This is a genomic window from Modestobacter sp. KNN46-3 (genome assembly GCF_011039295.1).
In genome coordinates, this window is the sequence record NZ_JAAKGN010000142.1 from 1 (window position 1) to 12,990 (window position 12,990).

Here is a 12,990-nt window from a genome sequence, read left to right on the forward strand (position 1 = left end):
ACCGTCACCGACACCGACGGCACCACTCAGGAGGTGACCACGCAGCCGACTATCCCGGCGCTCAGCGCCTGACCCGACATGAAGATCACGCGGTAGTCGTCACACACCACGCCGGCGGACTTGACCCCGTCCATTCGCAGCCGCATCCCGGACCGGGTCAGCACTTGTGCGAGAGTCAAGGTATGAGCGGCCGGAGCGATGAGTCACAGGGGCGGGGCCGGCCCTCGGCGCAGGACACCGGCACGTCCGAGAACTCGGAAGACCTAGCCAGGCGGCTGGCGGACGCGGCGCGGGAGCTCCAGGATCAGTCGGATTCCCAGCAGGTGATGGACCAGGTCGTCGCCATGGCGGTGGCGATGGTGCCTGGCGCTGAGTGCGCTGGGATTTCCATTGGCCGCAAGCGTCGCTCTGTGACCTCGGCCGCGGCGACCAGCGACCGACCCAGGCAGTTCGACGCCCTTCAGGACGAGACCGGCCAGGGTCCGTGCGTGGACGCGCTGTACGAGCAGCAGACAGTCCGCTCCGACGACGTTCCCAACGACGAGCGGTGGCCTGACCTCGCTGCTCGGGCTGCGGACATCGGGGTGGCGAGCATGCTGTGCCTCCAACTCTTCGTCGAGGGCGACAACCTCGGGGCCCTGAACCTGTTCTCGGACCGGACGGGTACATTCACCGACGAGTCCGAGCAGGTCGGGCTGCTGCTTGCCGCTCATGCCTCGGTCGCCGTGGCCCAAGCACAGAAGATCGAGCACGTGAACGTCGCGCTGGCGAACCGGGACGTGATCGGGCAAGCCAAGGGCATCCTGATGGAACGGTTCAAGATCACGGCCGATCAGGCGTTCAACCTGCTCGCCAAAGTCAGCCAGGACACCAACCGCAAAGTCCACCAGGTGGCCCAGGATCTCACCCTCACCGGCCAGCTGAGCAGCTGAGTTGCTGCCTCAGGGGCAGCGATCGCCGCTATACCTCCGTCTCCGGTCAAGATCGCCAGGACGCCCGGGCCGGTCGGCGCGCAGGCGGTGGACCCGCTGGCCGTATTGCTGCACGGCTTCCATCCGCGGTCGCCTCCGGGCTCGCATCAAGAAGAGGTGGTCGCGCCCTCGCCGGGGGCCCGCTGAGCGTCAGCCGGCGGGGGTCGCCTCAGGGATGTCTCGGTCGAGCTCGTCGTCCCGGGGTGGCCTCCTCCACTCGATCAGCAGCAGCGAGGCGTCGTCGCTGGTCCGACCGGAGCGCGCGGCCATCAGCGCGTGCGAGAGCCGCCGCACCGTCTCGGCGCAGGTCAGGTCGGCCGCGGTGTTCTGCTCGATCAGCCGGCGCAGTCGCTCCTCGCCGAACTGCTCGCCGCCGGGCAGTCGCTCCTCGACGACCCCGTCGGTGAAGAACAGGACGCGGTCTCCGGGCTCCAGCTGGGCTGTCTGCACGACGGGCGTGCCGGCGCCGAAGCCGATGGGGCGGCTGATCGGACCGGTGAGCTCACCGATCACGTGGCTACCGCGCACCCACAGCGCGGGCGGGTGCCCGGCGTTGACCCAGCTGAGCACCCCGGTCTCGGTGTCCAGCCGGCCGAGCTGGGCGGTCGCGAAGCGCCCCGGGAAGGAGGTGGCCACCGCCTGGTCCATCGCTGGGTAGAGCTCGGTCAACGGGAGTTCGGCCAGCCGCCCGTGCCGGTAGGCGGCGATGACGACGGTGGCCATCGTCGCGGCTTCCAGGCCGTGACCCATCGCGTCGAACACGGCCACGTGCAGGACGTGGTCGTTGAACGCGTAGTCGAAGCTGTCGCCACCGACTTCGTAGGCCGGCTCGAGGATCCCTCCGAGGTCGACGTCCGGGGTGGTCATCGACAGCGGCGGCAGGGTCTGCCACTGCATGTGCGCGGACAGCGTCAGCGGCCCGACGGTGCGGACCCGGAAGAACGCGTCGGTGTAGTTGTCGTTGGTCACGATCATGTCCGCTGCCAGGCCGGCCAGCCGCTGGGCCAGCTGCCGGTCGTGGTCGTCCAGTCGCGGGAGTGTCAGGCCGAGCACGCCAAGCCGGTCGGACCCGTCCAGCATCGGCAGGTGCAGCGGGACCGAGCCGTCGGGGAGCGGTTCTTCGACCGGCTGCTCGCTGCTGAACGCCCGCCCGGCCAGGCTGTCGGCGATGCGAAGCGGATCACCGACCAGGCCAGGTCCGGTCAGCGGCCGCAGCGTCAGCGTGTCCACGATCAGGGGTCAAGTCCCGCGTGACGACGATCGGGCGGTGCGGTTCGTCGAGGTGGTGGTCAACGGCCCGAAGTCCTGGTCCGTGGCCGCGGCGCTGCACCCGGAGATAGCCGAGGCCCACGACGCGGCGCAGGACCGCGCCGCCGGCCAGATCGTCGGCTGGCTTGCCGAGCACGCCACCACCCGCGTCGGGCCCCGTGGCGGGCAGGTTCAGGTGCCCATCGATGTGCTGGAGGCGGTGACCGTGCGGCACTACACCTCTCGTGCCGGGGACCCGCACCGCCATCTGCACCTACAGGTCAACGCCCGAGTGTTCGCCGCAGGAAAATGGCGCGGGCTGCACACCGTCGGCGTCCGGGACTCACTGGCTGCCATCAACGGGATCGGGCATGCCGCGGTCGCCACCGATCCGCAGTTCCGCGCTGCACTCGCCGCGCGCGGTTACACCCTGGACGCGGCAGGTGAAATCACTCAGCTGGCCGGCTATATGGGCGCGTTCAGCACCCGGGCGGCGCAGATCACCCGGAATCTGGACAGATACGAATCCGAGTGGATGGCGGCGCATCCCGGCGAGCGCGCCGGACCGGGGCTGCGGCGCTCGTGGGATGCGCGGGCTTGGGCCGACGGGCGCCCAGACAAACTCACCCCGCAATCCGGTGTTGACGTGGAAACCCGGTGGCTGGCTGAGCTCGCCGCGCTCGGTTACCGGGACCGCGACCAACCGGGCGAGCTGTCCCCGCCTCCGGTCGGCGGCCTCGACCGCGACGGGACAGCGGACCAGGTGCTGGCCCGGCTGGCCGCGGGCCGGTCGGGATGGAACGCCGCCGACATCCGTGGCGAGGTCGAGCAGGCGATCGCCGCCGCCGGGATCGTCGTGGACGCCGCGGTTCGGGCAGAGTTGGCCGAAGACCTCACCTACCGCGCTCTCGAACGCTGCGTGCCGTTGCTCACCCGCAATGGAGGCGTTCTTGTTCTCCCCGAGCACATCCGGGCGTTGACCTCCCAGTCGGTGCTCGACGTCGAGGCCGACGTCTCCAGCCGGCTCGCCGCCCGGGCCGCTGCCCCCGGCCCCGGCGTCGGCCCAACCGAGAACGGCGTCAGTCGCCCGGCGATGTTGGATGCCGGTCAGGCTGCGGTCGTCGACGCGCTGGTCGGGGACCGGCCCCTCCTGGTGGTCGAGGGTGCGGCCGGTGCTGGCAAGACCCCCACCCTCACCGCCACCCGAGACATCCTCGAGCGGCAAGGACGGGGGCTGACAGTGGTGACCCCGACGTTGAGAGCGGCCAAGGTCGCCGCCGCGGAGATCGGCGCCGCCGCTGGGTCCGCCGCGTGGTTCGCCTTCCAGCACGGTTGGCGCTGGACCAACGACGGCTCCTGGCACCGGCTCACCATTGGCCAACCCGATCCGGTCACCGGCCGGGTCTACACAGGGCCAGCCGAGCAGGCGCGGCTTCGCTCCGGGGATCTGCTGGTCGTCGACGAAGCCGGCATGCTCGACCAGGACACGGCCCGCGCCCTGCTCACCGTCGCCGACGAGTGCCAAGCACAGGTCGCGCTGGTCGGTGACCGGCACCAGCTCGCAGCGGTCGGCCGCGGAGGAGTACTGGATCTCGCAATCGGTCAGGTCGACCCGGCGGCGCACCTGACGCTGGAGGGGCTGCATCGCTTCACCCGCGCGCTCCCGCTGGCTGACGGGACCGTGCAGACCGCGCAGGACACCGAGTACGCGAGCCTGACGATGGCCATGCGCACGGGCGATGACCCCGGGACGGTCTTCGACGCTCTGGTGGCGCGCGGCCAGATCCAGCTGCACCCCGATGACGCCGCGCTGCGCACGTCGCTGGCGACCGCCGCCGCCGAGCCGCACCGCGGCAATGAACGGCTCGCCATCGTGACCGACACCCTCGAACAGACGGACGCCCTCAACGCAGCCATCCGGGACAAGCTGGTCGCTGACCACCGCGTGGATGACACCCACGTGGTCACCACCCGGGCGGGGCAGCGGATCGGCGCCGGAGATCGGATCGCCACCCGCCGCAATGACCGCGACCTGGACGTCGCCAATCGCGACGCCTGGATCGTCACCGCTGTCGGCGAGCGTGGACAGCTCCTGATCGCTCCGGCTGATGTCACCCCCGCCCGCCCGGCTCACGGCGATGTCACCCCTGCGGCCGTCAGTGGCCGGGTGCTGCCGGCCGGCTACGTCGCCGGGTACGTGCAGCTGGCCTACGCCAGCACCGCGCACGGCGTCCAAGGGGACACCGTCACCGCTGCGCATGTGGTGGTCGGGGAGCGCACCGGCGCCGCGTCGGCCTACGTGGGGATGACCCGCGGTCGCCGGTCGGACACCGCCCACTTGGTCGCCGAGGACCTCGCCGAGGCACGGGAGCAGTGGATCAGCGTCTTCGCCCGCGACCGTGCCGACCTCGGCCCGGCCCACGCCGCCGAACTTGCAGCCCAGGAGGCGGCCCGCTACGCCCACCTCAGCAGTGGGATGCGCCGGCCGGAGCCGGCCACGCACCGGGCACCGCACCGGGGCGCCGGCCTTCGCTTGGGACGGTGAGTCCCCTGCCAGATCATGACGGCGAAGGCAGGGCCGCGAGATCAGCTCCAGGGACGCTGTCAGTGGATGACCGTGCACGACGCCTATGGAGGGAAGGGCCAACCACAGCCGACCAGTCTCGGAGTCAGCCATGCCGGACCACCCCGCCAGTCGTGAGCTCGCCGCCAGCCCTGAGCCGGAGCTGCTCACCATCAGCGAGGCCGCCGAGCTCGTCCGCGCGCCCGTCGCGACGCTGCGCTACTGGCGACACCTCGGCATCGGTCCGCGGAGCTTCCGTCTCGGCCGTCGCGTCCTCTACCGCCGCGACGACCTCCGCACCTGGATCGACTCCCAGCACGATGGGAGCGGGGCCGCTGGCGCGTGACGCCTCCGTCCACAGGAGAGGGCGCCCGCGGTGGATTCGCGATTCCCGAGGTTGCTGTTCTGGTGCATCGTCACCCCCTGGCGGCAGGGTCGACGACCGGGGAGGCCTGCCGACGGCTGAACCGACGAGGGAGACGCTGTGGCCAGCATTTCGCGTAGACCGGATGGGCGGTGGCGCCCCCGCTACCGCGATGAGGCGGGCAAGGAGCACGCCCGCCACTTCGACCGCAAGACGGACGCCATCCGCTGGCTCGATGAGGTCACGGCCTCGATCGTCACCGGCGACTACGTCGACCCCGACGCCGGCAAGCTCACCTTCAAGGCATGGTTCGAGCAGTGGTCCAGTCTGCAGGTGTGGGAGCGAGGAACGCTCCTGGCGGCTCGGCAGGCGGCAGCCACGGTGACGTTCGCCGATGTGCCCATGCGCCAGATCAGGCCCTCGCACGTGCAGCAGTGGATCAAGGCCATGTCCCGGCCGGCCAGCAGCCGGGGATCCGGGCTGGCACCGAGCACCATCCGCACTCGATACAACTACGTCCACATCTGCATGCGGGCTGCCGTCCTCGACCGGGTCATCAAGGCCGACCCGACGGCCGGTGCAGCACTGCCCCGGCGGCGGAAGGCCGCGGCGGCCATGACGATCCCCACCGCCGAGGAGGTCGGGACCGCGCTCGACCTGGCGCCAACGTGGTTCCAGCCGTTCGTCGCCGTCTGCGCCTTCGCCGGCCTACGGCTGGGGGAGGCGGCCGGCCTCCGACTGGACGACGTCGACTTCCTCCGTCGCACCATCTCCGTCCGTCACCAGGTGCAGGGGGAGTCCAACGCGACCGCCGAGCTGGTCGCCCCCAAGTTCGGGTCCGAGCGGGTCGTCTACGTCCCGGCCGAGTTGATCGAGCTGCTGTCCGAGCACGTGCGCCGGGCAGGCACAGGGCCGGGGGACTGGCTGGTGTCCAGCGACGGCAGGCCGCTCAACCGGAACTCCGCGGGCCACCAGTGGCGGCAGCTCCGCCAGGCGGCCGGACTGGACGAGTACACGCTGCACGACCTGAGGCACTTCTACGCGAGCGGCCTGATCGCCGCCGGGTGCGACGTGGTGACCGTGCAGCGGGCGCTGGGGCACTCCTCGGCGACGATCACGTTGGGCGTCTACTCCCACCTGTGGCCGACCGCCGAGGACCGCACGCGCGCCGCAGCCGGCGGCCTGATGGCCGCCGCGCTGGACGCTCGTGCGGACTCAGTGCGGACCAGCGGCTGCTGACAAGCCGCTGACCTGCGGAAATACGCTGAATCAGCGGTAGTTGTCGAACTGCAGCGCGATCTCGAAGTCCTTGCTCTTCAGCAGCTGCTGGACCGCCTGCAGGTCGTCGCGCTTCTTGCCGCTGACCCGGAGCTGGTCCCCCTGGATCTGCGCCTGCACGCCCTTGGGGCCCTCGTCGCGGATGGCCTTGGCGATCTCCTTGGCCTTGTCCGAGGCGATCCCCTGCTGGATCCGGGCGGAGATCTTGTAGACCTTCCCCGAGGACTGCGGCTCGTCGGCGTCCAGCGCCTTCATCGAGATGCCCCGCTTGACCAGCTTCTCCTTGAACACCTCGAGCGCTGCGGCCACCCGCTCCTCGGTGTCGGCCTGCAGGCTCACGGCCTCCTCGCCGGCCCAGGCGATGGTGGCGTTCACGCCACGGAAGTCGAACCGCTGCGACAGCTCCTTGCCCGCCTGGTTCAGGGCGTTGTCGACCTCCTGCCGGTCGACCTTGCTCACCACGTCGAAGGACGCATCCGCCATGTCGGTTCCTCCTCAGTGGGGACGGCGTGCCGCCGGGGACCCGGCGAGGACGTCGTCCCCCGTCTTGTAAGCTCTCCCGGTACCACCACGGCGGGTTGCCCGAGTGGCCAATGGGAGCGGACTGTAAATCCGTCGGCTTAGCCTACGAAGGTTCGAATCCTTCACCCGCCACACCTGGTACGACGGCCCCCGACCACGCGGTCGGGGGCCGTCCTGGTTCATACGGTCGGTGCGCGGGCGCTGGCCACGGCGGTGCGCTCCAGTGGCTCGCCGGCCAGGAAGAGCCAGCCGAAGGCGATCGGGACCGACCGGCTGCACCGCACGGTCACCTCGGCGCCGTCGGTCACCGCCGACCACGAGTCCAGGACGACGCCCGCGTCCCCGAGCTGGTCGGCCACGGCCGCCTCGGCCGCCGCCCGGGTCAACGGCAGCTCGGTGCCCACCCCGCGGGTGTAGACGGCGCCCTCGTCGACCTGGTTCGCCGCCGCCAGCGCGGCACCGTCGCAGACCGACTGGACCTCCTGCTGCTCCAGGAAGGAGTCGGAGGCAGCGATCGCGCCGAACACCATCAGCGCCCCCACCAGCCAGCAGACCAGCACGAACGGCAGGGTCGACCCGGCCTCGGGGTCGCCGACGTCGGGCGGTCCGGTGCGCACGCGCGCAGCCTAGAGGCCGGCCGCAACGGTGCTCCGCCGTCGTCCACCGGTTGTGGACGACGCCTGTGGACGGTGTGGACGACGACGCCCCGCTCGGCCTGCGACGCCAGCGAGCCTGTGGACGACGGCCGGGGACGACGCCGCCGGGCCGCCAGACTCCCCGGCATGGTGATCGAGGTGGTCCCGGCCCGGCTGTACGCGCTGGCCGGGGTGCTGGACGCCGCATCGGCCCGGGTGGCCCAGGTCGGGGCGACCGGCGACGGCGCGGGGGTGGGCGGTCCGCTCGGCCCGGTCGTGGCCGGGTTCGGCGAGACGGTGGCGGCCGCCGGTGGCTGTCTGGCCGGAGAACTGGCCTGGCTGCGGAGTGCCGTGGCGACGGCCGCCGACTCCTGGCAACAGCTGGACGGCGAACTGCTCGCCGGGCGTGGCACGGCGGTCCCCCGGTGAGCACGCTGCTCCCCACGCCGGCGGAGCTCCCCGACCCGCCGGGCTCCCCGGCTGCCCTGGGCGACGTCCTCGACCAGCTCGCATCGGCCGGCTTCGCCGCGGGGACGACGGTGCACCTGCTGGGCGCGACGGCCGTCGACACCGGCTGGCAGGGAGCCGACGCGGCGGCGGTGACCACCGAGGTCGCCACGGCGACGGCCGTGACCGGCGAGCTGCACAGCGCACTGACGACGGCGGTCGCCCGGCTCGCTGCGCACCGTGAGCTCTGGCTGACCGTGCTCGCGCGGGTCGCCGCCCTGCGCGCCGACCAGCGTGACCAGTTCGCCCACGCCGGGTCCCGGCTCGCCGTGTTGATGGGGCCGGCGTGGGACGGCGGCGTCCCCGCTCCCGGCCGCGACGAGGCCGCCGACCTCGCCGCGGCGGTCGCGGTGGACGACGCCGACCGCGCCGTCGAGCACCGGGCCCTGCTGGACGAGCTGACCGCCGACGCCATCGCCGTCGCGGCGGTGCTCGCCGCGGTCGCTGCACCGCTGGGTGGGGCCGCCCGCCCAGGGGACGCCGAACGGGTGACCGGCTGGCTCGCCGGCCGCCTGCCGGGCTGGGGGGCCGGCGCGCTCACCGCCCTGGGGGTGCAGGCCGCCGACGACCTGACCCGGCCGGGTACGGCCGCGCAGCTCGATGCGGCGGCCGTCCGCTGGTCGGGGCACGCGGCCAGCCCGGCCTTCGCCGCCGCCGTGGTCGGTCGGCTCGGCGCCGACGGGCTCCGCTGGCTGCTCGCCGTGCTCGGCGAGCGGGGTGGATCCGCCGACGCGCTGGCCGGCCTGCTGGCGGTCGCGCTCAGTTCGGTGGCCGGTGGGTCCTCCGTCACGAGCCGGGCCGGCCGGGCGCTCGCCGACCTGCGGTTGGACCCCGCGGACCCCGACGGTGCCGTCGACGTGGTGGCCGTGGGGATGGGGGTCGTGCTGCGCACCCTGGCCGGCCCGGTCGGGGGAGGCGCCTCGCGGCTGGCTGCGTCCTGGGCGAGCCAGTTCCTGGCCCGCGAGGCCGCCCAGGGGGTCGGGTCGGCGGCCCGGGTCGGTCCGACGACACCCGACCCGGTGGCGGCCGCACTGACCGTGCTGCGGAGCGGCGGCGACCGGGGGTCGGCGGGTCGACTGCTCGGCGAGCCGGCGGCCTGGACGACGCTGCTGAGCCGCCCCTGGCCGGCCGGGACGGCGGACCTGGCCGCCGTGGTCTCGCTTGCCGCCGCGGGTCCGGGTGCGTCGGCCGCGGTCGAGGCGGGGCTGCGGGCACTGGGGCGGGGCCTGGCCCCGGACGCGCCGGACCGGGTGCTGGTCGACCAGGGGACGCTCACCGGGATCGGCACTGCGGTGGGCGGCCTGGTGGCCGGGCAGCCCGGCGTCCTCGTGCAGCTGCTCGACGCCGCCGTGCGGGACGGCGGAGCCGACGGCGACCTCGGTGCGTCGACCGACACCGACCTGCGCGGACTGGCGCACCTGTTCGCCGACGAGGCCCGGAGCGAGCCGGTGGTCAGTGCGGTGCACGCCGCGCTGCGAGCCGGGGAGGCGGGCGTGCCGGCGTCGTCGGCCGCAGCGCTCGTCGGTGCCACCGTGGCGGTCCAGGAGCACGGGCAGCGGCTCCGCCATGCGCTCGCGTACAGCCGTGCGCAGGAGGAAGCCGTCGACCGGCAGCTGTTGTGGACGGTCGGGGTGACCCTGCCCAGCGCACCGCTCCGCGGGTCACGGGGGGAGCTCGTCGGCGACGTCCTGGACGCGGCAGCGGGCCTGGTCGGCGCCGACGGCGTGGTGCGGATCGGTCCGGACACCGGCCGGGTCCGCACGGCTGAGGACGCCGAGCGGACGGCGGTCGAGCTGCTGACCGCTGAGGCGCTCCCCCCGGGACCGGTCGGGGCGGCCGCCCGGACCGGTTTCGACCAGGTGGCCGCCGCGCTCGGCCGGCCGGGCCCACCGGCCCCCTCGCCGCTGGACCTGCTCGACGACGTGCCCGACCCGGACGACAGGAACCGGTGGCGCCTGCGCAGACACCCGAACGGGGTCACCCGATGGTGACGTTCAGCAGATCACTCACTGCAGAGCGTAACGACACAACGAAGATCATCAACCCGTTCGTGTTCGATATTGCGCGTGTGGGTGACCGCTTGCAGTCTCTCCACTGCGGTCTGTGCCGGACGACGCTCTGCCCCCGCGTGGGCGGCTACCGCGACCCCGAGTCCTTCCGCGCCCCTCAGGAGACGTCATGACCGGCACCACCTCGCTCGCCACCGCCCGCCCCTCAGCCGTCTGGCTGAGGGGCGGTCGTGACGAGCCGGCTGCCCCAACGGGTGAGGTGGCTGCCCGGAAGGGGCCACCGCTGTTAACGTCTGTCGACCACGCCAATTGACAGACGGGCTGACGTTGGCCGAGCAGCCGGCCCCCCCGCAGTGGGGGGCAGCAGTGATCCGGCGCCCCGAGATGATCGTCGCCGTCGCGCTCTCGGTGGCGGCGGTGCTCGGTGCGCTGACGCTCCCGCATGCCTGGACCACCCCGTCGGTGTGGGCCGTCCTGGCCCTCTTCCTCGCCTTCCTGCTCACCGAGTCGTCCCAGTTGGAGCTCGAGTTCCGGCGCCAGACCTTCGCGGTCTCGCCCTCCGAGCTGGTGCTGGTCATCGCGCTCGTCGAGGTCGGAGGCGTCTGGGCCGTCATCGCCCGCGTGGCCGCCGTGGCCATCGTGCTGGTCCGTCAGTCGCTCCCGTTGACCAAGGCCGCCTACAACATCGGCCTGACCGTCGCCGAGGTGTGCACGGCCCTGCTGGTGCTGTCGTGGCTCCCGCCGCTCGACCTCGACGACCCGCTGAGCTGGTTGTCCCTGGTCCTGGCGCTGCTGGCGGCGACGGTTGTCGGCATCCTGATGACCTGTCTGGCCATCTGGCTGTCCGGGGGCTTCCCGGGCTGGGGGCTGCTGCTCAGCGCGATCCCGGCCTTTGCCGTGGCTCCGCTGAGCGTGGTCGTCGGTGTCGTCGCCCTCCTGCTGACCCGTGAGACGGCGTGGGGCTGGGTGCTGATCGGCCCCCTCGTCCTGGGGGCTGTGGCGATGTTCCGGCAGTCCTCGCACGCCATCCGTGAACGGCGGACCGTCCAGCAGGTCTACGACTTCGCCCGGCGCGTGGAGCTGGTGACCCCGGACGAGGCGGGGACCCGGGAGATCGTGAGCGCGGTCCGCGAGCTGCTCAACGCCGACCGGGTGGCGCTGTGGCTGCCGCCCTACCTCGACGAGGGTCCGCAACTCGTCGTCGACGCCGCCGATGGCGAGCTCGCCTGGTACGACGGTCCCGGCGATCCCGACGACCTGATCCGGCAGCGTGCCCTGGCTCCCGATGCCTCGGGGCCGGTCCTCCTCTGGGCGGCCCGGGCGGAGCCCCGGGAGCTCGCTGCCCTGGCCCGTCGCCACGCCCGCGAGGTGCTCGGCGCTCCCGTGGTCACCGCAGCCGGTGAGCCCGGGTACCTCGAGGTCTGTGACCGGCGCAGCGACGTGGTGACCTTCGCCGACGGGGACCGCAGTGCACTGGAGTCGATGTTGACCCACGTCAACGCCGCGATCCGGCAGCAGCAGCTGCTGAGCCAGATCCGGCACGACGGCGACCACGACCGGCTGACCGGGCTGCCGAACCGGCAGCGCCTGGGTGGGGAGATCGACGCGCTGCTGCTGGCCGAGCCGGCCACCGCCCGGGCCGGGCTGGTGCTGGCGGCCCTGGACGGCTACACCGACGTCACCGACACCCTCGGGCACGCCGCCAGCGACGAACTGCTCCTGGTCACCGCCGGCCTGCTCCGCGAGCACGCGCCGCCGCAGGCCGTCGTCGCCCGGATGGAGGGCGGTCAGTTCGCCGTCCTGCTGCCGGGCCTGTCCCTGGCCGCCACCGAGCGAGCCGCCCGTCGGCTGCGGGAGGCCGCCTCCACCCGGGCCCGGGTCGCCGGGCTGGACCTGGAGGTCGCGCTGACGATCGGGGTGGCTGCGGCGCCCGTGCACGGGTCGGAGTCCGGCACGCTGATCCAGCGGGCGGACGTCGCACTGCTCGCGGCACAGGGCTCGGGGGGAGTGGCGACCTACCACCCCGTCCTGGACCAGCAGAGCCTGCGCCGCCTGCAACTGGGCGCGGAGCTGGAGACCGCGATGGCCGACGGGCAGATCTCGGTCGTCTTCCAGCCGATCGTGGACACCCGCACCGCGGACATCGTCTCGGTGGAGACCCTCGTGCGCTGGGCGCACCCGCGCTACGGGGACATCTCGCCCGACGACTTCATCAGCCTGGCCGAGCAGATCGGCCGGATCGGGCTGCTGACCGACCACGTCCTCGACCGTGCGCTGGACCGCTGCCGGCGGTGGCTGGACCAGGACATCGCCCTGTCGGTGGCGGTCAACCTCTCGGCCCACTGCCTCGCCGAGCCGGACATCGTCGACCGTGTCCGCCGGGCACTGCGCCACCACGGGGTGCCGGGTGAGCTGCTGACCCTCGAGCTGACCGAGGGCAGCGTCGTCGACGACACGGTGCGCAACAGCACCGTGCTGGCCGACCTGCACGCGCTCGGTCTGCGGTTGTCCATGGACGACTTCGGCACCGGCTACTCGTCGCTGTCCCAGCTGCGGCTGCTGCCGATCGACGAGCTGAAGATCGACAAGTCCTTCGTGCTGGGCATGTCGACGAGCCAGAACGAGTCCTTCATCGCCCGGTCGATCGTCGAGCTCGCGCACAACCTGGGGTTGCGCGTGGTGGCCGAGGGGGTCGAGGACGAGGTGACCCGGGACCTGCTGACCCAGATGGGCTGCGACAAGCTGCAGGGCTTCCTGGTCAGCCGCCCGTTGCCGGAGGACCGGCTCGAGGGGTGGCTGCTGGCGCGCACCGGGGTCCGCGCCGCCGCGCCGGGGGCCACCCACCGGCGGCTGTTCGTCCGCACCTGATGCCTTTCGGCCTCCCTGCAGGGGC

10 protein-coding genes, 1 tRNA gene and 1 pseudogene are annotated in these 12,990 nt (G+C 72.7%); 8 read left to right on the forward strand and 4 right to left on the reverse strand.

Going from position 1 to position 12,990, the window contains the following annotated elements; genetic code table 11:
- Window positions 1-26: 26 nt before the first annotated feature.
- Window positions 27-179 (reverse strand): hypothetical protein, encoded by a 153-nt coding sequence (locus G5C62_RS21440; RefSeq protein WP_164702606.1) that lies wholly within the window; start codon window positions 177-179, stop codon window positions 27-29.
- A 3-nt stretch (window positions 180-182) separates the two neighbouring features.
- Here G5C62_RS21440 and G5C62_RS21445 point away from each other — a divergent pair, with 3 nt between their 5' ends.
- Entirely contained in the window at window positions 183-932 is a 750-nt protein-coding gene (locus G5C62_RS21445; protein ID WP_164702607.1) for a GAF and ANTAR domain-containing protein, read from the forward strand.
- A 189-nt stretch (window positions 933-1,121) separates the two neighbouring features.
- Here the strand turns inward: G5C62_RS21445 and G5C62_RS21450 are convergent, their stop codons facing one another.
- Window positions 1,122-2,201, reverse strand: coding sequence for a PP2C family protein-serine/threonine phosphatase (locus tag G5C62_RS21450; RefSeq protein ID WP_241176051.1), 1,080 nt, complete (start codon window positions 2,199-2,201; stop codon window positions 1,122-1,124).
- 4 nt (window positions 2,202-2,205) lie between these two features.
- Between G5C62_RS21450 and G5C62_RS21455 the strand changes: the two are divergent.
- The 3 genes and pseudogenes from G5C62_RS21455 to G5C62_RS21465 form a co-directional block, all read left to right on the forward strand.
- A pseudogene (locus G5C62_RS21455) lies at window positions 2,206-4,680 on the forward strand (relaxase domain-containing protein); the annotation flags it as partial.
- A 214-nt stretch (window positions 4,681-4,894) separates the two neighbouring features.
- Window positions 4,895-5,128, forward strand: a complete 234-nt coding sequence (locus tag G5C62_RS21460; protein WP_164702609.1) for an AlpA family transcriptional regulator — start codon at window positions 4,895-4,897, stop codon at window positions 5,126-5,128.
- 138 nt (window positions 5,129-5,266) lie between these two features.
- A complete protein-coding gene (locus tag G5C62_RS21465; protein WP_164702610.1) occupies window positions 5,267-6,385 on the forward strand; it encodes a site-specific integrase in 1,119 nt (372 codons plus the stop codon).
- A 30-nt stretch (window positions 6,386-6,415) separates the two neighbouring features.
- Here G5C62_RS21465 and G5C62_RS21470 read toward each other — a convergent pair whose 3' ends face one another.
- Window positions 6,416-6,907, reverse strand: coding sequence for a YajQ family cyclic di-GMP-binding protein (locus G5C62_RS21470; RefSeq protein WP_036333198.1), 492 nt, complete (start codon window positions 6,905-6,907; stop codon window positions 6,416-6,418).
- A gap of 89 nt (window positions 6,908-6,996) precedes the next feature.
- Here G5C62_RS21470 and G5C62_RS21475 point away from each other — a divergent pair.
- Window positions 6,997-7,078 (forward strand) — tRNA-Tyr (locus G5C62_RS21475).
- 47 nt (window positions 7,079-7,125) lie between these two features.
- On the opposite strand, the gene G5C62_RS21480 is transcribed toward G5C62_RS21475, so the two are convergent.
- Window positions 7,126-7,563 carry a pilus assembly protein TadG-related protein gene (locus tag G5C62_RS21480; RefSeq protein WP_164702611.1) on the reverse strand — a complete coding sequence of 146 codons (438 nt, stop codon included), beginning with the start codon at window positions 7,561-7,563 and terminating at the stop codon, window positions 7,126-7,128.
- 165 nt (window positions 7,564-7,728) lie between these two features.
- Here G5C62_RS21480 and G5C62_RS21485 point away from each other — a divergent pair, with 165 nt between their 5' ends.
- The 3 genes from G5C62_RS21485 to G5C62_RS21495 all read left to right on the forward strand — a co-directional run bounded on the left by G5C62_RS21485 (window position 7,729) and on the right by G5C62_RS21495 (window position 12,965).
- Window positions 7,729-8,010 (forward strand): hypothetical protein, encoded by a 282-nt coding sequence (locus tag G5C62_RS21485; protein WP_164702612.1) that lies wholly within the window; start codon window positions 7,729-7,731, stop codon window positions 8,008-8,010.
- Window positions 8,007-10,079: a hypothetical protein gene (locus G5C62_RS21490; protein ID WP_164702613.1), complete on the forward strand. Its 2,073-nt coding sequence runs from the start codon at window positions 8,007-8,009 to the stop codon at window positions 10,077-10,079. The genes G5C62_RS21485 and G5C62_RS21490 overlap by 4 nt, the downstream gene beginning before the upstream one ends.
- Before the next feature lie 384 nt (window positions 10,080-10,463).
- Window positions 10,464-12,965 (forward strand): bifunctional diguanylate cyclase/phosphodiesterase, encoded by a 2,502-nt coding sequence (locus G5C62_RS21495; RefSeq protein WP_241176052.1) that lies wholly within the window; start codon window positions 10,464-10,466, stop codon window positions 12,963-12,965.
- The last annotated feature ends 25 nt before the right edge of the window (window positions 12,966-12,990 follow it).

What these genes read in the sequence shown, in the direction of transcription:
- G5C62_RS21445 (WP_164702607.1), top strand. Translation starts at nt 183, where the DNA reads ATGAGCGGCCGGAGCGATGAGTCACAGGGGCGGGGCCGGCCCTCGGCG.
- G5C62_RS21470 (WP_036333198.1), bottom strand. Translation starts at nt 6,907, where the DNA reads ATGGCGGATGCGTCCTTCGACGTGGTGAGCAAGGTCGACCGGCAGGAG.
- G5C62_RS21460 (WP_164702609.1), top strand. Translation starts at nt 4,895, where the DNA reads ATGCCGGACCACCCCGCCAGTCGTGAGCTCGCCGCCAGCCCTGAGCCG.
- G5C62_RS21485 (WP_164702612.1), top strand. Translation starts at nt 7,729, where the DNA reads ATGGTGATCGAGGTGGTCCCGGCCCGGCTGTACGCGCTGGCCGGGGTG.